General features: G+C 64.2%; 16 protein-coding genes and 8 tRNA genes. 1 reads left to right on the plus strand and 23 read right to left on the minus strand.

Translation table 11 applies throughout. The features are described from left to right. Positions 1-28 precede the first annotated feature (28 nt). The 9 genes from CUJ89_RS11350 to gltX all read right to left on the minus strand — a co-directional run bounded on the left by CUJ89_RS11350 (position 29) and on the right by gltX (position 3422). On the minus strand, positions 29-493 hold the full coding sequence (locus CUJ89_RS11350; RefSeq protein ID WP_114177411.1) for a GNAT family N-acetyltransferase: 465 nt from the start codon (positions 491-493) through the stop codon (positions 29-31). 354 nt (positions 494-847) lie between these two features. Beyond that, a tRNA-Asp gene (locus tag CUJ89_RS11355) sits at positions 848-924 on the minus strand. 79 nt (positions 925-1003) lie between these two features. Further along, positions 1004-1079, minus strand: a tRNA-Glu gene (locus CUJ89_RS11360). Positions 1080-1145: 66 nt separating this feature from the next. Then, positions 1146-1222: transfer RNA gene (locus CUJ89_RS11365), tRNA-Asp, on the minus strand. A 79-nt stretch (positions 1223-1301) separates the two neighbouring features. Continuing rightward, positions 1302-1377 (minus strand) — tRNA-Glu (locus CUJ89_RS11370). Positions 1378-1440: 63 nt separating this feature from the next. Then, positions 1441-1517, minus strand: a tRNA-Asp gene (locus CUJ89_RS11375). A gap of 79 nt (positions 1518-1596) precedes the next feature. After that, a tRNA-Glu gene (locus CUJ89_RS11380) sits at positions 1597-1672 on the minus strand. Positions 1673-1809: 137 nt separating this feature from the next. Continuing rightward, a tRNA-Ala gene (locus tag CUJ89_RS11385) sits at positions 1810-1885 on the minus strand. A 127-nt stretch (positions 1886-2012) separates the two neighbouring features. Next, positions 2013-3422: a glutamate--tRNA ligase gene (gltX, locus tag CUJ89_RS11390; protein ID WP_114177412.1), complete on the minus strand. Its 1410-nt coding sequence runs from the start codon at positions 3420-3422 to the stop codon at positions 2013-2015. 280 nt (positions 3423-3702) lie between these two features. Between gltX and CUJ89_RS11395 the strand changes: the two genes are divergently transcribed. Further along, positions 3703-4629, plus strand: a complete 927-nt coding sequence (locus tag CUJ89_RS11395) for a patatin-like phospholipase family protein (RefSeq protein ID WP_114177413.1) — start codon at positions 3703-3705, stop codon at positions 4627-4629. Positions 4630-4776: 147 nt separating this feature from the next. On the opposite strand, the gene CUJ89_RS11400 is transcribed toward CUJ89_RS11395, so the two are convergent. The 14 genes from CUJ89_RS11400 to CUJ89_RS11460 form a co-directional block, all read right to left on the minus strand. Continuing rightward, positions 4777-5451, minus strand: coding sequence for a C40 family peptidase (locus CUJ89_RS11400; RefSeq protein WP_114177414.1), 675 nt, complete (start codon positions 5449-5451; stop codon positions 4777-4779). Positions 5452-5579: 128 nt separating this feature from the next. Continuing rightward, positions 5580-7202 carry an ABC transporter ATP-binding protein gene (locus tag CUJ89_RS11405; RefSeq protein ID WP_114177415.1) on the minus strand — a complete coding sequence of 541 codons (1623 nt, stop codon included), beginning with the start codon at positions 7200-7202 and terminating at the stop codon, positions 5580-5582. Next, the gene (locus tag CUJ89_RS11410; protein WP_114177416.1) at positions 7199-8296 is read right to left on the minus strand and encodes an ABC transporter permease; all 1098 of its coding nucleotides are present in this window, start codon (positions 8294-8296) and stop codon (positions 7199-7201) included. Before CUJ89_RS11410 ends, CUJ89_RS11405 begins: the two co-directional genes overlap by 4 nt. Positions 8297-8344: 48 nt before the next feature. Continuing rightward, positions 8345-9388, minus strand: a complete 1044-nt coding sequence (locus CUJ89_RS11415; protein WP_114177417.1) for a microcin C ABC transporter permease YejB — start codon at positions 9386-9388, stop codon at positions 8345-8347. 52 nt (positions 9389-9440) lie between these two features. Further along, positions 9441-11324, minus strand: a complete 1884-nt coding sequence (locus CUJ89_RS11420) for an extracellular solute-binding protein (RefSeq protein ID WP_114177418.1) — start codon at positions 11322-11324, stop codon at positions 9441-9443. 135 nt (positions 11325-11459) lie between these two features. Beyond that, positions 11460-11816, minus strand: coding sequence for a hypothetical protein (locus tag CUJ89_RS11425; RefSeq protein ID WP_114177419.1), 357 nt, complete (start codon positions 11814-11816; stop codon positions 11460-11462). Positions 11817-12161: 345 nt separating this feature from the next. Further along, entirely contained in the window at positions 12162-12494 is a 333-nt protein-coding gene (cyoD, locus tag CUJ89_RS11430) for a cytochrome o ubiquinol oxidase subunit IV (protein ID WP_114177420.1), read from the minus strand. Further along, on the minus strand, positions 12495-13103 hold the full coding sequence (gene cyoC / locus CUJ89_RS11435; RefSeq protein WP_114177421.1) for a cytochrome o ubiquinol oxidase subunit III: 609 nt from the start codon (positions 13101-13103) through the stop codon (positions 12495-12497). Further along, on the minus strand, positions 13103-15109 hold the full coding sequence (gene cyoB / locus CUJ89_RS11440) for a cytochrome o ubiquinol oxidase subunit I (protein WP_114177422.1): 2007 nt from the start codon (positions 15107-15109) through the stop codon (positions 13103-13105). The genes cyoC and cyoB overlap by 1 nt, the downstream gene beginning before the upstream one ends. A gap of 3 nt (positions 15110-15112) precedes the next feature. Continuing rightward, on the minus strand, positions 15113-16000 hold the full coding sequence (cyoA, locus tag CUJ89_RS11445; RefSeq protein ID WP_114177423.1) for a ubiquinol oxidase subunit II: 888 nt from the start codon (positions 15998-16000) through the stop codon (positions 15113-15115). Positions 16001-16270: 270 nt separating this feature from the next. Beyond that, complete coding sequence (locus CUJ89_RS11450) at positions 16271-17800, minus strand: complex I subunit 4 family protein (RefSeq protein WP_114177424.1); 1530 nt, start codon at positions 17798-17800, stop codon at positions 16271-16273. 395 nt (positions 17801-18195) lie between these two features. After that, positions 18196-18411: a hypothetical protein gene (locus CUJ89_RS37700; RefSeq protein WP_152036614.1), complete on the minus strand. Its 216-nt coding sequence runs from the start codon at positions 18409-18411 to the stop codon at positions 18196-18198. 155 nt (positions 18412-18566) lie between these two features. Then, positions 18567-18660: transfer RNA gene (locus CUJ89_RS11455), tRNA-Ser, on the minus strand. Between the two features lie 110 nt (positions 18661-18770). Beyond that, complete coding sequence (locus CUJ89_RS11460; RefSeq protein ID WP_114177425.1) at positions 18771-20024, minus strand: aspartate kinase; 1254 nt, start codon at positions 20022-20024, stop codon at positions 18771-18773. Positions 20025-20149: the final 125 nt, after the last annotated feature.

Genomic DNA, 20149 nt, shown 5'->3' on the forward strand with positions numbered 1-20149 from the left:
CCGCCTCGTTCCGGAGGATCGCCAACCTTCAGATCATCCGCACCATGTGGCGGATCGATCCAAGCTGCGCGAGCCGCGGCCCGGCGACCTGGTAGCCCATGCGCAAGTAGAGACGCGCGGCGGGATTGTCGACGAACACGCGCAACTGCAGTTCGTGCAGCCCGCGCGCACGCGCCCAGCGGTGCGACATGTCGAGCATGTAGGTGCCGGCGCCCTGCCCGCGATGGCCGGCCGCGATCTGTACGTCGCGGATATGCAGCGAGTCGCCTTCCTCGGTCACGCGCAGCACGCCGATGCGCTCGCCATCTGCCTCGAGGATGAAGTTTTCGGATTCGCGCCAGCTCGCATAGAACAGGTCGCTGCGCCACACGAGCCCATGGCGCTTGTAGTAGCCGCCCATGTTGCCGTGCGTCAGCGCTTCGGCAAACGGGAAATCGCCGGGCTCCGCAGGCCGGAGCTGATACAGGAGTCGCAGGTCGGTCGGATCGAGCATCGCGCAGGGGTCAAGAACGCATCCCGCCACGATAGCGCAGTCGCGTGCGGATGCAATCGCGAATTTCTCGTAGCGGTTCGGCGTCTGATGCCGGGATGTCACGCGCCCGCCGGCGGGCGCAACCGGAAACGCAAATGAAAAAGCCCGCACAAGGCGGGCTTCTTCATTTTCTGGCGGAGCGGACGGGACTCGCCTACATCCTGCAGGCCGCGGATGCGCGTGCACGCGCATCCCTTCGAGTCCCGCCGGAAGCCGCGCAGGCGGCTTCCTCCGCTCCGCAGTCACGCGCCCGCCGGCGGGCGCAACCGGAAACGCAAATGAAAAAGCCCGCACAAGGCGGGCTTCTTCATTTTCTGGCGGAGCGGACGGGACTCGAACCCGCGACCCCCGGCGTGACAGGCCGGTATTCTAACCAACTGAACTACCGCTCCAGCTTTCTGCACCATCGCCTGCAGGACATCGTCACGTTCCTGCACGCGCTGCGACACTTCTACGAAACGTCGCTGAATCTGGCGTCCCCTAGGGGATTCGAACCCCTGTACTCACCGTGAAAGGGTGATGTCCTAGGCCTCTAGACGAAGGGGACAACGTACTGCCTACATCCTTAATACAAAAGCCCGTTCAAAAAACGTTTTTTGAACGGGCTTCGTTCTGGCGGAGCGGACGGGACTCGAACCCGCGACCCCCGGCGTGACAGGCCGGTATTCTAACCAACTGAACTACCGCTCCAGCTTTCTGCACCATCGCCTGCAGGACATCGTCACGTTCCTGCACGCGCTGCGACACTTCTACGAAACGCCGCTGAATCTGGCGTCCCCTAGGGGATTCGAACCCCTGTACTCACCGTGAAAGGGTGATGTCCTAGGCCTCTAGACGAAGGGGACAACGTACTGCTTACATCCTTAATACAAAAGCCCGCTCAAAAACGTCTTGAACGGGCTTCGTTCTGGCGGAGCGGACGGGACTCGAACCCGCGACCCCCGGCGTGACAGGCCGGTATTCTAACCAACTGAACTACCGCTCCAGCTTTATGCTCCATCACCTGCAGGACATCGTCACGTTCCTGCACGCGCTGCGACACTTCTACGAAACGCCGCTGAATTTGGCGTCCCCTAGGGGATTCGAACCCCTGTACTCACCGTGAAAGGGTGATGTCCTAGGCCTCTAGACGAAGGGGACATAATCTTTTCAGATCTATCTGACTTTCGCTATTCACTTCTGGTCAACAGCGAAGGCCGGAATTCTAACTGCTTTAGATCATTCTGTGAAGCATTTATTACCACCGCTGCTTCGCAAATCAACCTAATTTGTTCTGATGGTGGAGGTAAGCGGGATCGAACCGCTGACCTCTTGCATGCCATGCAAGCGCTCTCCCAGCTGAGCTATACCCCCTTGCAGAACAGAAATGAGATTATATGGACCGATTTTGAACTTGTAAATACCCTTTTTGCGATTCGAGCGAAATTTTTGCGAAGCCGCCGCGATGTCACGCGCAGACAGCTTCGCTTATGCCCGGACCTCAGGCCAGCGCAGCCTCGATGCGCGATACCACGACGTCGCGACCGAACAGCACGAGCACCGCGTCGATCGACGGCGTGTGCGTCGTACCCGCCACCAGCAGGCGCACCGGCATCGCGAGTTGCGGCATCTTCAGCTTGTGCGTGCCGAGCGTCGCCTTCAGCGCAGCGGACACCGCCTCCTTCGTCCAGTCGGCCGCCTTCAGCGCGACGACGAGATCGGCCAGCGCCGGCCGCACTGCATCGGTCACATGCTGCGCGAGCGCATCGGCTTCCGGTGCCGGCACACGATAGAACATCGCGGCACCTTCCGCGATCTCCTTGACCGTCGTCGCGCGATCCTTCATCAGGCCGACCACGGCATCGAGCGCGGGGCCAGTCGCGATCGCCGCGTCTTCAATGCCGAGCGCGTCGAGGAACGGCTTCGCCAGCGCGGCGAGGCGCGCGTTGTCGGCTTCCTTGATGTAATGCGCATTCAGCCAGCTCAGCTTGCTGTGGTCGTACTGCGCGGGCGACTTGCCGAGATGATCGAGATCGAACCATTCGACAAACTGCTCGCGCGAGAAGATCTCGGCGTCGCCGTGCGACCAGCCGAGGCGCGCGAGATAGTTGACGACGGCTTCAGGCAGGAAACCCGCGTCGCGGTACGCCATCACGCTCATCGCGCCATGCCGCTTGCTCATCTTCTCGCCCTGCTCGTTCAGCACGGTCGGCAGGTGCGCGTAGACGGGCGCCTCGCCGCCGAGCGCGTGCAGGATGTTGATCTGGCGCGGCGTGTTGTTCACGTGGTCGTCGCCGCGGATCACGTGCGTGATGCCCATGTCCATGTCGTCCACCACCACGCAGAAGTTGTAGATCGGCGTGCCGTCCGGGCGCGCGATCACGAGATCGTCGAGCTCCTCGTTCGAGATCTCGACACGCCCCTTCACGGCGTCGTCCCACACGACCGTACCCGTCAGCGGATTGCGGAAGCGCAGCACGGGCTTCACGCCTGCCGGCGGCTCGGGCAGCACCTTGCCGGGCTCCGGGCGCCAAGTGCCGTCGTAGCGCGGCTTCAGCCCCGCCTCGCGCTGGCGTTCGCGCAGCGCGTCGAGTTCCTCTGCCGACATGTAGCACGGGTACGCGAGACCCTTCTCCAGCATCTGCGCGAGCACCTCGCGATAGCGGTCCATCCGCTGCATCTGGTAGATCGGGCCTTCATCGAAATCCAGGCCGAGCCATTGCATCCCCTCGAGGATCGCATCGACCGCTTCCTGCGACGAGCGCTCGACGTCGGTATCCTCGATGCGCAGCACGAAAGTGCCGTTCATCTTGCGGGCGAATGCCCACGGATAAAGCGCGGAGCGGATGTTGCCGAGGTGGATGAAGCCGGTGGGACTCGGTGCGAAGCGGGTACGGACAGGACGGGTCATAAACGGTAACTCGAACGCCTGGGGCGCATGAATGATTCGACGCGGGATCGACGGCGGCAGCCCGGACAGCAACGGGGCCGGCGACGCCCGGAACGGGAAAGAAGCCGGAATTATACTCGCGACGGACATCGCGCCAAGCGCACCGCTTGCTTTATGATGTGCGCGCCGCGGCCGCCAGCCGGCGCGGCGCCGGTCGCACGGAACCCGCCGCGCGGCTGCTCGGAACCTATCGCCGCCGCGGGCCGTGTAACCCGCCGCCAAGCTGCCGGAGAACCATTCGATGTCGTCCCCTCGCCTGTCGCGCCGCCACTTCACGATCGCGTGCGCGTCCGCCAGCCTCGCCGCCTGTACGTCGTTCGGCGGCAAGTCCCGCCCCGACAACGCATCCAACCCCACGCAGCCGCACGAGAAGCCCGTGAAGATCGGCATCGCGCTCGGCGGCGGCGCCGCGCGCGGCTTCTCGCACATCGGCGTGCTGAAGGCGCTCGAAGCGCGCGGCATCCCGGTCGAAATCGTCGCGGGCACGAGCGCAGGCTCGGTGGTCGGCGCACTCTATGCGTCGGGCATGAGCGCGTTGCAGATCAACAAGATCGCGCTCGACATGGACCAGGCGTCGATCAGCGACTGGGCGCTGCCGTTCCGCTCGCGCGGCCTGCTGCAGGGCGTCGCGCTGCAGAACTTCCTGAACAAGACGCTCAACAACCGGCCGATCGAGAAGATGGCGAAACCGCTCGGCATCGTCGCGACGGATCTGCAGAGCGGTCAGCCGATCCTGTTCCAGCAAGGCAACACGGGGCTCGCGGTACGCGCGTCGTGCAGCGTGCCGTCGGTGTTCGAACCGGTGAAGATCGGCAACCGCGAATACGTCGACGGCGGCCTCGTGAGCCCGGTGCCCGCGTCGTACGCGCGCAAGATGGGCGCGAGCTTCGTGATCGCGGTCGATATCTCGGCCCGGCCGGATGGCGCAGCGACCAACAACCCGATCGAGATGCTGCTGCAGACCTTCACGATCATGGGCCAGACGATCAAGACCTACGAACTCGACAAATACGCGGACGTCGTGATCCGCCCGAACCTCGCGGCCATGGGCGGCAGCGACTTCAACCAGCGCAACGCGGCGATCCTCGCGGGAGAGGAAGCGGTCGCGCGCATCATGCCGGAACTGCAGCGCAAGCTCGCGGCAGCGCGCGGCGTGGCTGCCGCGTAAGCCTGCCATTCGCGGGACGGCGTGCGCCGCCGCGCCGCGACCGGTGGAACGACTTCCATCCGCCACCTGCACCCGCCCCAAAACAAAAAACCCTGCCGCCTTTCGGTGACAGGGTTTCTTCGATCCGGCCGGACTGACCGGCGAACGTCAGTTGCTGCCGTTCGTCGAATCGTCGCCGATCGTCGCGCGCACGCGCTGACGCAGATCTTCGGCCTTCATCGGGAACTCCGACTCGATCCGGCGCGCGCCGGTGAAACGCTTTTCCCAGTAGCCGTTGTCGAGATCGTCGACGCGGACGGTGCTGCCCGTCGACGGCGAGTGCACGAACTTGTTGTCGCCGATATAGATGCCGACGTGCGAGAACGTGCGGCGCATCGTGTTGAAGAACACGAGGTCGCCCGGCTTGAGGTTGCTCATGCTCACCTTCTCGCCGACGCGGCTCATTTCTTCCGCACGGCGCGGCAGCGACATGCCGAGCGTGTCCTGGAACACGTAGCGGACGAAGCCGCTGCAGTCGAGGCCCGAATCCGGCGAGTTGCCGCCCCAGCGATAGCGCACGCCGATCATGTTCAGTGCGCCGACGACGACGTCGCCCGCCTTGCCGGCCATGCCGGCGAGGAACGACTTCGCGCCGCCGCTCGACGGCTGGGCGCTGGTCTGCTGGAGGGGGGAAGCCGACCCGATTTGAGTCGAATTCGTGACATTCTGGTTAAAACTGCTGACTTCGTCGGCGAACGCGCCGGGAGCTGCTGCGAACAGGGCGCCGATGAACAGCCCGGCGATGGTGCGCGCGCATGCCTGGGTCAGGGATCGATGCTGCATTGGTCGATGGATTTTGCTTAAAAATCAGCTGATTGGCGGAAAATTTCGGTCGATACTAGCCAGCGCGTAATCGTTTGTCAAAACAAATTAATAAATACAATCGAGATGGTCAGACCATTGGAGGCTTATCACGCTTTCCAGACCGCTTTCAACAGTTTTTGTGTGTAAGGATGTGACGGTCTGGTGAAGATATCGGCCACGTCTCCCGACTCGACGACGGCGCCGTCTTGCATCACCGCGACGCGGTGCGCCATCGCCCCGATCACCTCCAGGTCGTGGCTGATGAATACATAGCCGAGGTTGTATTTCTGTTGCAAATTCGCGAGCAGTTTCAGCACCTGCTGCTGGATCGACACGTCGAGCGCGGATGTCGGCTCGTCGAGGATCAGGATGCGCGGCTCCAGCACCAGCGCGCGCGCGATCGCGATCCGCTGACGCTGCCCGCCCGAGAATTCGTGTGGATAACGGTGCAGCACCGTCCGGTCGAGGCCCACTTCGCGCAGCACCGCGAGCGACTTCGCGCGGCGCGCATCGGGCGTCAATTCCGGGTGATGCAGTTCGAGCCCCTCGCCGACGATCCGCTCGATCGTGTGACGCGGCGAAAGCGAGCTGAATGGATCCTGAAAGACGACCTGCATGTTCGAGCGCAGCGCGGTCTGTTCGCGGCCGCGATAGGTCGACAGCGCGCGCCCCTGGAATTCGATCTCGCCGCCCGCCGTCTTCTGCAGCCCGAGCAGCGCCATCGCGAGCGTCGACTTCCCGGACCCCGATTCGCCGACGATGCCGAGCGTCTCGCCCTGCCGCACCGAAACCGACACGTCCGCGACCGCCGTCACGGGCACCGTGCCGAACCAGCCCGCGAAGCCCGGCCGCTTGCGCGCGAACTGCACGCTCACATGGCGCGCGTCGAGCACGACGGGCGCGATCGGCATCACGGGCGCGACCGTGCGTTGCGGCCGGCTGTTCAGCAGCCGCTGCGTATACGGATGCTCGGGTTCCGCGAAGATCCGCTCGACGGGCCCGCTCTCGACGAGCCGGCCGTGCTCCATCACCGCAACGCGCTCGGCGAAGTGCCGGACGAGATTCAGGTCGTGCGTGATCAGCAGGATCGCCATCCCGCGCTTTGCCGCTTCGTCGCGCTGCAGTTCCAGCAACAGGTCGACGATCTGCGCGCGGATCGTCACGTCGAGCGCGGTGGTCGGCTCGTCGGCAAGCAAGAGGCGCGGCCTGCAGGCGAGCGCCATCGCGATCATCGCGCGCTGCCGCTGGCCGCCCGACAACTGGTGCGGGTAGCTGTCGACGCGCCTGTCGGGCTCCGCGATGCCCGTGCGTGCGAGCAATGCGATCGCGCGCTTGCGTGCCTCGACGGCCGATACGCCGTCGTGCAGCACGATCGTCTCGCCGATCTGCACGCCGATCGTATACAGCGGGTTGAGCGCCGTCATCGGCTCCTGGAAGATCATCGCGATGTCCGAGCCGCGCAGCCCGCGCATCTCGCGCTCGCTCTTGGCCGAAAGGTCCTGCCCCGCGAAGCGGATCGCGCCGCTCATGTCGGCATCGTGCAGCAGTCGCAGGATCGACAGCGCGGTCACGCTCTTGCCCGAACCCGACTCGCCGACGAGCGCGACGCGCTCGCCGCGGCCGATCGCGAGCGTCACGTCGTCCACCGCGACCGTGTCGCCGAAGCGCACATGCAGACCTTCGAGCGACAGCAGCGGCTCGCGCTGGGTCGATACGACCGGTTCGCTCATCGCTGGCCTCCCGCTGCGCGCACCGAATCGGCAATCCGCGTATCGAGCGCGTTGCGCAGCGCGTCGCCCATGAAGGTCAGCAGCAGCAGCGTCGCGACCAGCACGCCGAACGTCGACAGCGAGATCCACCATGCGTCGAGGTTGCCCTTGCCCTGGGCGAGCAGCTCGCCGAGGCTCGGCGTCGGCGGCGGTACGCCGAGCCCGAGGAAATCGAGGCTCGTGAGCGCGAGGATCGAGCCGCTCATCCGGAACGGCAGGAACGTGATCACCGGCGTGAGACTGTTCGGCAGCACGTGGCGCCAGATGATCTGCCAGCTCGTGAGCCCCATCGCGCGTGCCGCGCGCACGTAGTCCTGCGTGCGGTTGCGCAGGAATTCCGCGCGCACGTAGTCGGCGAGCCCGATCCAGCCGAACAGCGACAACAGCACGATCAGCAGCAGGAAGCTCGGCTCGAAAATCGACGCGAAGATGATCAGCAGGTACAGCTCGGGTAGCGAACTCCAGATCTCGATCAGCCGCTGCCCGACGATGTCGATGCGCCCGCCGAAAAAGCCCTGCACGGCGCCCGCGGCGATCCCGAGCAGCGTGCCGATCACGGTCAGGATCAGCCCGAACTCGACCGACACGCGGAACCCGTACACGAGCCGCGCGAGCAGGTCACGCCCCTGCGCGTCGGTGCCGAGCCAGTTCTGGCGCGACGGCGGCGCCGGGTTCGGCAGGTTCGAGAAGTAGTTCAGCGTGTCGTAGTAGTAGCGGTTCGGCGGGTAGACGACGAAGTTGCCGGGCGCCTCGAGCCGCTTGCGCACATACGGATCGAGATAGTCAGCCGGCGTCGGGAAATCGCCGCCGAAGGTCGTCTCCGGATACGCCTGGAACAGCGGGAAATAGTACTGGCCGTCGTAGCGCACGACGAGCGGCTTGTCGTTCGACCACAGCGGCGCCGCGAGGCTCGCGGCGAATGCGACGAAGAAGATCACGAAGCTCCAGTAGCCGAGCCGCTGCTGCCTGAAGCGCTGCCACACGCGGCGCGCGGGCGACGGCGACACGCGCGCGCGCGCCGCGTCGATGCGGGACGACACGACGGCCCGGTTCATCGCGTACCTCGCCCGGCGACGCCGGGCATGCAGACGGACTGTTTCATGTCAGCGCTCCAGATTGTCGAATTGAATGCGCGGATCGACCCACACATAGCAGAGGTCGGAAATCAGCTTGGTCGCCAGCCCGATCAGCGTGAACAGGTACAGCGTACCGAGCACGACCGGATAGTCGCGCCGCACGACCGACTCGTACGACAGCAGCCCGAGGCCGTCGAGCGAGAACAGCGTCTCGATCAGCAGGCTCCCCGTGAAGAACGCACCGATGAACGCAGCCGGGAAGCCGACGATCAGCGGCAGCATCGCATTGCGGAACACATGCTTCCACAGCACGCTGCGCTCGGAGAGCCCCTTCGCACGCGCGGTCAGCACGTATTGCCGGCGGATCTGGTCGAGGAATGCATTCTTCGTCAGCATCGTGACGACCGCGAAGCTGCCGACGACCGACGCCGTGATCGGCAGCGCGATGTGCCACAGGTAGTCGAGTACCTTGCCCACCAGCGACAGCTGGGCGAAGTTGTCCGACGTGAGGCCGCGCAGCGGAAAGAGCTGCCAGAACGAGCCGCCGCCGAACAGCACGAGCAGCAGCACGCCGAGCACGAAGCCCGGAATCGCATAGCCGACGAGCACGACGAGGCTCGTCGCGACGTCGAACGGCGAGCCGTTGCGCACGGCCTTCGCGATGCCGAGCGGCACCGATATGAGGTACGTGAGGAAGAATGTCCACAGCCCGATGCTGATCGACACCGGCAGCTTCTGCACGATCAGCGACCACACGCTCTGATGGCGGAAATAGCTGTCGCCGAGCTCGAAGCGCGAGAAGCGCTTCAGCATCAGCCAGTAGCGTTCGAGCGGCGGTTTGTCGAAACCGTACAGCGCCTTGAGCTGCGCGAGTTGCTGCGCGTCGACGCCGGTGTGCGCACGCATCCCGAACGGCACCGCGCCCTGCTCCGTCGCGCCCTTGCGCAATTCCTGCACGGCCTGTTCGACCGGGCCGCCCGGCACGAACTGGATCACCGCGAACGTGAGGGTCAGCACGCCGACGAGCGTCGGGATCATCAGCAGCAGGCGTTTGAGGATGTAGCTCCACATAGGGCGTCGACTCGTGATCGGTAGGCTGGGTTGGACGGAAGGCCGGCGCGGGTCAGTGATCGGGCTTCGCCCACCAGGTCGACACGACCCAGCCCTCGGCCGAATAGTACAGCGGCAGCGTCTGCGGATAGGCAAGCGTGCGCTTGTACGCGATCCGGTGCGTCGTGCTGTACCACTGCGGGACCGCGTAGTAGCCGTGCATCAGCACGCGGTCAAGCGCGTGCGTCGCATCGAGCAGCTCGTCGCGCGTCTGCGCGGTGCCGAGCGCGTGCAGCAGTGCGTCGACGGCCGGCGACTTCAGCCCGATGATGTTGTCGGAGCCCGGCTCGTCGGCGAACTTGCTGCCGTAACGCGAGAACTGCTCGGCACCCGGCACCTGCACGCCTGGCAGGCGGATCGTCGTCATGTCGTAGTCGAACGCATCGAGGCGCTTTTGCAGCAGCGCGTAATCGGCCGTGCGAAAGCGTGCGTCGATGCCGAGCTTCGCCAGGTTGCGCTGGTAGGCGGCCACGACACCTTGCATCGAAGCACCCGCATCGTCGAGGATCTCGAACGTGAACGGCTCGCCCTTCGCATTGCGCAGCGCGCCGTCGCGATAGGTCCAGCCGGCCTGAGCGAGCAGCGCGCGCGCCTGCAGCAGGTTCGCGCGCAGCGAGCCCGGCGGGTTCGTGTCCGGCTGCGTGACCATCGGGCCGAACACGGCCGGATCTAGCTGCGCGCGCAGCGGCTCCAGCAGCTTCAGCTCGCTCGCGCCCGGCGTGCCGGTCGCCTGCAGGTCGGTGTCGGCGAAATAGCTGTCCAGACGCGTGTAGCCGCTATAAAACAGCTGGTGGTTCAGCCATTCGAAGTCGAACGCGAGGTCGAGCGCCTGGCGCACGCGCACGTCGCGAAACAGCGGCCGGCGCAGGTTCATGAAGAAACCCTGCATGCCCGCGCCGTTGTGCTGGCGGAACTCGCGCTTGACGAGTTCGCCGCTGTCGAAACGCTTGCCGACGTCACGTCGCACCCAGTTGCGCGCGATGTACTCGACGAGCACGTCGTACTCGCCGGCCTTGAACGCCTCGAGCTTCGTGACGCCGTCGCCGTACAACTTGTAGACGATCCGCTCGAAGTTGTTGGTGCCGGCCCGCACCGGCAGGTCGGCGCCCCAGTATGCGGGGTTGCGCCGGTAGGTGATCGTGCGGCCGTTGTCGAAGTGGTCGATCAGGTAGGGGCCGCTGCCGATCGGCTGCTCGAACGCGAGCTGGTCGAACGGGACGCGCGAGCCGTCCGCGCGCAACCCCCACTTGCGCGAGAACACGGGCACGCCGCCGGCGATCAGCGGCAGCTCGCGATTCGCGCTGCGGAACTCGAAGCGCACGGTGGCCGGATCGACGACCACGGCCTTCGCGATTTCCGCGAAATAGGCGCCGAACTGCGGCGCGGCCAGCTTGCTCTTCAGCGTGTCGAACGAAAACTTGACGTCGTCGGCCGTGACGGGATCGCCGTTCGAGAAGCGCGCGCGAGGATTCAGGTGGAACCTGACCGAACGGCGGTCGGGCGCGATGTCGATGTCGTCGGCAAGCAGCCCGTACGCGGACGCCGGTTCGTCCGAGCTGCCCGTCGCGAGGCTCTCGAACAGCATGTCGATGCCCGGCGCGGGGTTGCCGCGCATCGTGAACGGATTGAACTTGTCGAACGAGGTCAGCCGGCTCGGGTTCGCGAGCACGAGCGTGCCGCCCTTCGGCGCATCGGGGTTGACGTAATCGAAATGCTTGAAGCCCGGCGGATATTTCGGCTCGCCGTACTGCGCAATGGCGTAGGCCGCGTGCGCGGCCGTCGCGGCAAGCGCCGCCTGCATCGCAAACACCGCGGCAACGCGGCCGGCGGCCCGTACGGCACGCATCGCGCCGAAGCGGACACGCGCGGTGGCGGCCCGGGGCGAACCCTTCGTCATAGAGGCCCTGTCGATCGAATGAGGGGTGTAACGTAGGACGATTCTACCCATTCAATCCTTCGAGCCAAAAGAAAACCGCCACGAGGGCGGTTTCTTCACGAGCGGCCCGCGCGCGCATCACGCGCGCGGCGCCGATCAGCGCCAGCCGTTGTGGCGGCCGTTATCCCAGTGGCCGCGATCATGATCGCCGCGATCGTGATCGCCGCCCCAGCCGCGACCATGGCGGCGATACCATTCGTCGCGGCCCCAGTAGCGACGACCGTCCCAGTAGCGGTCGCCATGCCAGCCGATCACGACCACCGGAGCCGGCGCATACATGGGCGCCGGCTGGTAGATCACCGGCGGCGGCGGCGCATACACGGGCGCGGGCGCGACGTAGACCGGTGCCGGCACGCCGACGTTGATCCCGACATTGACTCCCGCCATTGCTGCGCCCGACACGAGCAAGGCCGTCATACCGGTCAAGAGCGAGGCAACACGCAAGGTCTTCATGGATTCCTCTTCTGGTTGTGTCATGTGTGATTCGACTATAACGGCAAGCACCGTCTCCGCATATTTCAAGTTTGTAAGAACTGATGCGCGGCATCGCAACGGCAAGCGCGCGTTAACGTCTTGTAACAATCGACGGCCCGACGGCGGCGTCCGAGACCCTTTGCGCCCTTCCCGGGCTCGCATTCGCTTCGGCGATGCGCGCCACGCGCCGAATCATACTGCCTTCGCCTGCTGGCAGGCACCGCCAGCGCCGATGCACGCCCTCCCCGGCGGACGAAAAAAAAGCGGCACTCGCGTGCCGCTTCGTGCCGCTTTCCCGGATGGCGCATCGCGCCGCGACGCCGCTCAGCGCGACATCATGTTCATGCTGACGTTGTGCATCACCCACAGCGTGCCGACGATCAGGATCGCCGCGGTCAGCACCGTATAGCTGAATGCCATCACGTTCCAGCGCTGGCCCGACGACCCGTTCATGTGCAGGAAGTACACCAGGTGCACGACGATCTGCACGAACGCGAGCACGGCCAGCGCGATCAGCGACGCATGCGGCGACAGCACGCCGCCCATCACGAGGCCGAACGACGCGGCCGTGAGCAGCACCGACAGGATGAAACCGGCGACGTAGCCGCCGACACTGCCGTGCCCTTCTTCGAGTTGAGACGAATGCGTATGGGCCATTTAGATCACGCTCGCGAGATAGACAAAGGAAAACACGCAGATCCACACGATGTCGAGGAAGTGCCAGAAGAGGCTCAGGCACGTCAGGCGCCGCAGGTCGCGATCGGTCAGGTCGCCGCCGCGGAACACGATCTGCCCGGCGAGCACGAGCATCCACAGCAGGCCGGCCGTCACGTGCAGCCCGTGCGTGCCGACCAGCGTGAAGAAGGCCGACAGGAACGCGCTGCGCTGCGGGCCGGCACCTTCCGCGATCAGGTGCGAGAACTCGCGCAGTTCCATCGCGAGAAACGCCGCGCCGAGCACGAACGTCACCGCGAGCCATGCGAGCAGCGCGCCGCGCCGCTGCTTGTAGGCAGCCAGCATCGCGAAACCGTACGTGATGCTCGACAGCAGCAGCGCAGCGGTTTCCACCGCGACGCCCGGAATGTCGAACAGGTCTTTCGCGGTCGGCCCGCCCGCATACTGGTGGCCAAGCACCGCGAACGTCGCGAACAGCGCCGCAAAGATCACGCAGTCGGTCATCAGGTACAGCCAGAAACCGAACACCGAATGCGACGGCGGATGGTCGTCGTGCTCGAGCAGGGTTGCGCTCAAGGTTTTCTGCAACATCAGTTGGCCTCCAGTTCCACGTCGTCGACACGCGCGGCCACGCGCGTCGTCGGCTGCTTGTCTTCGATCTTCCGCACCGCCGACGCGGGGATGTAATAGCCGTCGTTATCGCGCGAGCTGTAGATCACGAGCGTCGCGACGATCCCGACCAGCCCGGCGATCGCGAGCCACCAGATGTGCCACACCAGCGCGAAGCCGAGCACCAGGCTGAAAATCGCGACCACGAGGCCCGCGCAGGTATTCGACGGCATGTGAATGTCGCGGATCGCCGCCGGGTTCGGCCGGCCTTCGCCGCGCGCCTTCATTTCCGCGTACGCGTCGAGCGTGCGCACCTGCGGGATCACCGCGAAGTTGTAGTCGGCCGGCGGCGACGTGGTCGCCCACTCCAGCGTACGGCCGCCCCACGGGTCGCCCGTCGTGTCGCGGTATTCGGGCAGGTTGCGGTTGCGGATGCTGACCACGAGTTGCAGCAGCTGGCACGCGATGCCGATCGCGATCAGCACGGCGCCGAACGCGGCAACCAGCAGCCACGGATGCCACGCCGGGTTGTCGTAGTGGTTCAGCCGGCGCGTCATGCCCATGAAGCCGAGCACGTAGAGCGGCACGAACGCGACGTAGAAGCCGACCTGCCAGAACCAGAACGCGGCCTTGCCGAGCTTCTCGTTCAGCTTGAAGCCGAATGCCTTCGGGAACCAGTAGTTGAAGCCTGCGAGATAGCCGAACAGCACGCCGCCGATGATCACGTTGTGGAAGTGCGCGATCAGGAACAGGCTGTTGTGCAGCACGAAGTCCGCACCGGGAATCGCCATCATCACGCCGGTCATGCCGCCGAGCGTGAACGTGACCATGAAGCCGATCGTCCACAGCACGGGCGTCGTGAATTCGATCCGGCCGCGATACATCGTAAACAGCCAGTTGAATACCTTCACGCCGGTCGGGATCGCGATGATCATGGTCATGATGCCGAAGAACGCGTTCACGTTCGCACCCGAGCCCATCGTGAAGAAGTGATGCAGCCACACGAGGAACGACAGCACCATGATCGCGCAGGTCGCGTACACCATCGTCTTGTAGCCGAACAGCGGCTTCTTCGCGAACGTCGCGATGACTTCCGAGAAGATGCCGAACGCCGGCAGGATCAGGATGTACACCTCCGGATGGCCCCACGCCCAGATCAGGTTCAGGTACAGCATCGCGTTGCCGCCGGCTTCGTTCGTGAAGAAGTGCATGCCGAGGTAACGGTCGAGGCCGAGCAGCGCGAGCGTCGCGGTCAGGATCGGGAACGACGCCATGATCAGCACGTTCGTGCAGAGCGCGGTCCACGTGAACACGGGCATCTTCATCAGCGTCATGCCCGGCGCGCGCATCTTGATGATCGTCACGAAGAAGTTCACGCCGGTCAGCAGCGTGCCGATGCCCGAGATCTGCAACGCCCACAGGTAGTAGTCGACCCCTACCCCCGGGCTGAACTGCAGCTCCGACAGCGGCGGGTACGCGAGCCAGCCCGTCTGCGCGAATTCGCCGATCACGAGCGAGACGTTGATCAGGATCGCGCTGACGGCCGTCATCCAGAAGCTCAGCGAGTTGATGAACGGGAATGCGACGTCGCGCGCGCCGATCTGCAGCGGCACGACCAGGTTCATCAGGCCGACCATGAACACCATCGCCATGAAGAAGATCATGATCACGCCGTGTGCCGTGAAGATCTGGTCATAGTGATGCGGCGGCAGGTAGCCGGGCGCGTTGTACGCGAGCGCGAGCTGCATGCGCATCATGATCGCGTCCGCGAAGCCGCGCAGCAGCATGATCAGCGCGACGATGATGTACATCACGCCGAGTTTCTTGTGGTCGACCGTCGTCAACCATTCCGTCCACAGCCATTTCCACCGGCCAGTGATCGTCAGCGCGGCGAGAATGCCCAGCACGGCCAGCCCCATGAAGGCGCCGGCCACCATGATGATGGGCTGATCGAACGGGATCGCCGCGAGTGTGAGTTTGCCGAACATGCGTTACCCCTTCGTGCCGCAGGCGGCGTCCTTCAGGTCGAGGACGTGGCCATCGTTGTATTTCGCGATGATGTTGTGGAAGAGCCGCGGATCGACCGACGAGAAGTAGCGCACAGGCGCCTTCTCACTCGGCTGCGCAACGGTGCCATACACGGTCGCGTCGAGCCGGTCCGGCGATGCCTTCACCTTCTGCACCCATGCGTCGAACTGTTCGCGCGGCTCGGCGAGCGTGCGGAACTTCATGTCGGAGAAGCCGCGGCCGCTGAAGTTGGCGGACGTGCCCGCGTAGTTGCCGGGCTCGTCGGCGATCAGGTGCAGCCGCGTCTGCATGCCGGCCATCGCGTAGACCTGGCCGCCGAGCTGCGGGATGAAGAACGAGTTCATCACCGAATCCGACGTGATGTGGAAGTTCACCGGCGTGCCCACGGGAATCGCGAGCTGGTTCACCGACGCGATGCCGAGTTCCGGATAGATGAACAGCCACTTCCAGTCGAGCGCGACGACTTCGACGTCGATCGGCTTCACCGACGACTCGAGCGGCTTGTACGGATCGAGCTCGTGCGTGGTCTTCCACGTGAGCACGCCGAGGAACAGGATGATCAGCGTCGGTACCGTCCAGATCACGACTTCGATCGCGGTCGAGTGCGACCAGTTCGGCGCGTAGGTTGCGTTGCGGTTCGATGCGCGGTAACGCCATGCGAACCATAGCGTGAGCAGGATCACCGGCACGACGACGATCAGCATCGCCCATGTGGACGTCGCGATCAGCGCCTTTTCGGCAGCACCCACGCTTCCTTTCGGATTTAGTACATCTAAATTACAACCTGACAGGCTTAAAGCCGCGCCGATTGACATCAGCACCGCCCCGCCTCTTGAAGCTCTTCTTTTCATCACACAGCCCGAGGGTCATTGAATCCGTTTGCGTATGCCCGATGCGCATTCGATCCACGAAAGTGGCCGAATCATACGTCGCGCGAGTGCGATGAAAAACCGGCGGAGACGACAAATCACCATTGCAAAATCTGCTGTGAGACACATTGTCGCGGGGCAATTTCACGCAGCCGGAAACCGGCCCTGCGCCGCCAGCGCCGGACCGTGATCGATGTGTGCGCAACGGCCGCATCGCCGTGCGATGCGGCACGCTCGCGCGACGTGCCGCGATCAGTCGTGCGTCGATGCCATGTACGACGGCTGCGCCTGCACGGGGCCGTCCCCGGCCGGCACCTTCGAACGGCTGGCTTCGTCGATCAGCTTTGCGACGGTCGGATCGATCGCATCGGTGAACGGTTTCGGATCGATGCCGACCGCCAGCACGACCAGCGCGAGCGATGCGAACATCACGATCTCGCGACGGTTCAGGTCGGCGAGCTTCGCGATGCGCGGGCTCGAGACCTTGCCCCACACCACGCGCTTGAGCATCCACAGCGTGTACGACGCGCTGAAGATCAGCGTCAGCGCCGCGATTGCGCCGATCCAGAAGTTGAAACGGATCGCGCCCATGATGACCATGAACTCGCCGACGAACCCCGACGTGCCCGGCAAGCCGACGTTGGCCATCGCGAACAGCACCGTGAAGGTCGCGAAACGCGGCATCACGCCCGCCACGCCGCCATACGCCGCGATCTCGCGCTGCTTCGTGCGATCGACGAGCACGTTCACGCACAGCAGCATCGCGCCCGCGACGAAACCGTACGACACGAGTTGCACGATCGCGCCTTCGACGCCGATCCGGTTGAACAGGAACAGCCCGAGCGTGACGATCCCCATGTGCGCGACCGTCGAATACGCGAGCAGCTTGCCGAGATCGGTCTGCGCGAGCGCGATCAGGCTCGCATAGACGATCGCGAACAACGACAGCGCGATCACGGCCGGCGCGAAGAAGTGGCTTGCGTCGGGCGTGACCGGCAGCGCGAAGCGCAGGAACCCGTAGCCGCCGAGCTTGAGCATCGCGAGCATCAGCGCGGCTCCGGTCGGGCCGTCCGTATAGACGTCGCTCAGCCACGTGTGGACGGGCCACATCGGCACCTTGACCGCGAACGCGGCGAAGAAACCGAGGAACACCAGCAACTGCGGCGCGAAGCCGAGCTGCAGCGTGCGCCACACGGCCATGTCGAACGTATGCGACTGCGCGTACAGGTACAGCATCGCCATCAGCAGCAACAGCGAGCCGGCAAACGAGATGAAGAAGAACTTCACGGCCGCGTACACGCGGCGCTCCCGCCCCCACGTGCCGATCAGCAGGTAAAGCGGGATCAGCGTCGCCTCGAAGAAAATGAAGAACAGCAGCCCGTCCTGTGAGACAAACACGCCGACCATCAGCCCTGACAGGATCAGGAACGACGCGTAGTACTGTGCGACGCGCACCGTGACCGACTCCCACGACGCGACCACCACCACGAGCGTCGTGAATGCTGTCAGCACGACGAGCCACAGCGACGCGCCGTCGATGCCGACCCGCCATCCGGAATTGAACGCCGCCAGCCAGTTGCGGCTTTCGACGAACTGCATCGCGGCCGAGTGCGAGTCGAAACCGGCAACCAGCGGGACGACTGCGGCAAGCCCCGCCAGCGCGCCGGCGAGCGCAATCAGTCGCGTCCGGCGTGGATGATGGTCGGAGCCGGCGCGCAGCAGGCACGCGCCGAACAGGATCGGAACCCAGATAGCCAGGCTCAGGAAGGGGAAGTCATGCATGTCAACAAGGCCTTGAGGAGGTCGCGCACTGCATCGGGGACAGGCGAAACGAAAGGAACGAAATCAAATCGACAGGTAGATTTCGTGAATTGCCAATGTTGGCAAAATGTAAAGCGGCATCACGGGAAAACTTGATGCCGCTCAAACGCAATCGGGTTAACCAGCATAAGGCGATTGGCTAATTTCTGCAGCGCAGCAGAGCATCGATTTTCGGCGTCAGCTTAGGTTACTGATTTTTATGAGTAATTTTTTGTATTCGAAGGCGACGCATGTCGCGCGAATCGATGCAGTGCCGCAATTTTGGCGTCAACACGCCATTCGGAGGGTCGGAATATGGTGGTTGAAGCCGCGCAAAGCGGCGATTTGGCGCCCTTTTTAGCCTTACATCAATACTTTCATTTTTGTTTCAATTGATCTTGCTCGATGCAGGTCGGGCGAATGGCCAGCCCACTGTCCGGCATCGTGGCAGGTACCGCATCTTTCATGCCCCCCTCGCGCCGGGCCGCCAACACGGACGGCTCGGACGGCTCCATACGCGCATCGTCATCACGCGATGCCGGCTTGGCTGTGTTGTGCGGGGAAAAATGAAGCGGCTGTCGATAGCCTGGCACTGATCGATCCACGCGGCGTTTGCCACGTTGATTCGCTGTCCCGATCAAGTCCGTCTGCCGATGCGGTCCGGCAGCATCGAATGTTTCGCGCGCGACGACCGGAAAAAGAAAAAGCCCCGCAAGTCCGAGAACTTGCGGGGCTTTGTCACCGCTTTTGGCGGAGACGGAGGGATTCGAACCCTCGATCCAGGTTTTGGCCCAGATGCTCCCTTAGCAGGGGAGTGCCTTCGACCTCTCGGCCACGTCTCCCAAACCTTCGCTCGCACCAGGGAGGCAGTGCGACGAGAACAAGATCATATAGGGTTTGGAGCCGTTGGTCAATTTCCGCGATGCATTTTCTTCAATGCATCACAAAAAATTCACGATGCCTGGTCGAGTTCGAATGCCTTATGCAGCGCACGGACAGCCAGCTCCATGTATTTCTCGTCGATCAGCACCGAAATCTTGATTTCGGACGTCGAGATCATCTGGATGTTGATGCCCTCTTCCGACAGCGTGCGGAACATCTTGCTCGCAACGCCCACGTGCGAACGCATGCCGACGCCGACGACCGACACCTTCGACACCTTCGGGTCGCCCTGCACCTGCTCGGCATTCACATGGCCCTTCACCTGGTTGGTGAGGATGTCCATGGCCTTCTGGTAATCGCCGCGGCCGACCGTGAATGTGAAGTCCGTTTTGCCTTGGACGCTCTGGTTCTGGATGATCATGTCGACGTCGACGTTCGCGTCGGCGACCGGGCCGAGAATCTGATACGCGATGCCCGGCTTGTCGGGCACGCCCATCACAGCAATGCGTGCTTCGTCGCGCTGGAACGCGATGCCGGAAATGACTGCCTTTTCCATGGTCTCGTCTTCTTCAAAAGTAATCAGGGTGCCCGAGCGCATTTCTTCGTCGAGCGCAATCAGCGGATCAGTCAGGCTCGACAGCACGCGCGTCTTCACCCGGAATTTGCCGGCGAATTCGACCGAGCGGATCTGCAGGACCTTCGAGCCGAGGCTGGCCATTTCCAGCATCTCCTCGAACGTCACGCGATCGAGGCGCCGCGCCTCTTCGACGACACGTGGATCGGTCGTGTAGACGCCGTCGACGTCCGTGTAGATCAGGCACTCTTCGGCACCCAGCGCAGCCGCGACCGCCACCGCCGACGTGTCCGAGCCGCCACGGCCCAGCGTCGTGATGTGACCGTCCGGATCGACGCCCTGGAAGCCCGTGACGATCACGACCTTGCCTGCGTTCAGATCGGCCTTCACGCGCTCGTCGTCGATCGAGTGGATGCGCGCTTTCGTGAACGCGCTGTCGGTCTTGATCGGCACTTGCCAGCCTGCATAGCTCACGGCCTCGACGCCGATTTCCTGCAGCGCGATCGACAGCAGGCCGACGCTGACCTGCTCGCCGGTCGACGCGATCATGTCGAGCTCCCGCGGGCTCGGCTGGCTCGAGATCTCTTTCGCAAGACCGAGCAGACGGTTGGTTTCGCCGGACATCGCCGAAGGCACGACCACCATCTGGTGCCCGGCCTGATGCCATTTTGCGACGCGTTTCGCGACGTTCTTGATGCGCTCGACCGAGCCCATCGAAGTGCCGCCGTATTTGTGTACGATGAGTGCCATTGTCGTTCTGAACTTGAGGAGAAACCGCACGGGCGCGCTGGGCAGGCCGCGTAGCCGTTCGGTCACGCGGCTTGTGGCTGTGGACGGACGACGAGAGGGACGGCTGGGACGCAACGCGCAAGCGT

This window comes from Burkholderia pyrrocinia (assembly GCF_003330765.1).
In the GTDB taxonomy this organism is placed as follows: Bacteria; Pseudomonadota; Gammaproteobacteria; order Burkholderiales; family Burkholderiaceae; genus Burkholderia; species Burkholderia pyrrocinia_B.

What these genes read in the sequence shown, in the direction of transcription:
- CUJ89_RS11460 (WP_114177425.1), bottom strand. Translation starts at nt 20,024, where the DNA reads ATGGCACTCATCGTACACAAATACGGCGGCACTTCGATGGGCTCGGTC.
- cyoB (WP_114177422.1), bottom strand. Translation starts at nt 15,109, where the DNA reads ATGTTCGGCAAACTCACACTCGCGGCGATCCCGTTCGATCAGCCCATC.
- gltX (WP_114177412.1), bottom strand. Translation starts at nt 3,422, where the DNA reads ATGACCCGTCCTGTCCGTACCCGCTTCGCACCGAGTCCCACCGGCTTC.
- CUJ89_RS11450 (WP_114177424.1), bottom strand. Translation starts at nt 17,800, where the DNA reads ATGCATGACTTCCCCTTCCTGAGCCTGGCTATCTGGGTTCCGATCCTG.
- CUJ89_RS11350 (WP_114177411.1), bottom strand. Translation starts at nt 493, where the DNA reads ATGCTCGATCCGACCGACCTGCGACTCCTGTATCAGCTCCGGCCTGCG.
- CUJ89_RS11415 (WP_114177417.1), bottom strand. Translation starts at nt 9,388, where the DNA reads ATGTGGAGCTACATCCTCAAACGCCTGCTGCTGATGATCCCGACGCTC.
- CUJ89_RS11410 (WP_114177416.1), bottom strand. Translation starts at nt 8,296, where the DNA reads ATGAACCGGGCCGTCGTGTCGTCCCGCATCGACGCGGCGCGCGCGCGC.
- CUJ89_RS11405 (WP_114177415.1), bottom strand. Translation starts at nt 7,202, where the DNA reads ATGAGCGAACCGGTCGTATCGACCCAGCGCGAGCCGCTGCTGTCGCTC.
- CUJ89_RS11395 (WP_114177413.1), top strand. Translation starts at nt 3,703, where the DNA reads ATGTCGTCCCCTCGCCTGTCGCGCCGCCACTTCACGATCGCGTGCGCG.
- cyoA (WP_114177423.1), bottom strand. Translation starts at nt 16,000, where the DNA reads ATGAAAAGAAGAGCTTCAAGAGGCGGGGCGGTGCTGATGTCAATCGGC.
- CUJ89_RS11420 (WP_114177418.1), bottom strand. Translation starts at nt 11,324, where the DNA reads ATGACGAAGGGTTCGCCCCGGGCCGCCACCGCGCGTGTCCGCTTCGGC.
- CUJ89_RS11425 (WP_114177419.1), bottom strand. Translation starts at nt 11,816, where the DNA reads ATGAAGACCTTGCGTGTTGCCTCGCTCTTGACCGGTATGACGGCCTTG.
- cyoD (WP_114177420.1), bottom strand. Translation starts at nt 12,494, where the DNA reads ATGGCCCATACGCATTCGTCTCAACTCGAAGAAGGGCACGGCAGTGTC.
- cyoC (WP_114177421.1), bottom strand. Translation starts at nt 13,103, where the DNA reads ATGTTGCAGAAAACCTTGAGCGCAACCCTGCTCGAGCACGACGACCAT.
- CUJ89_RS11400 (WP_114177414.1), bottom strand. Translation starts at nt 5,451, where the DNA reads ATGCAGCATCGATCCCTGACCCAGGCATGCGCGCGCACCATCGCCGGG.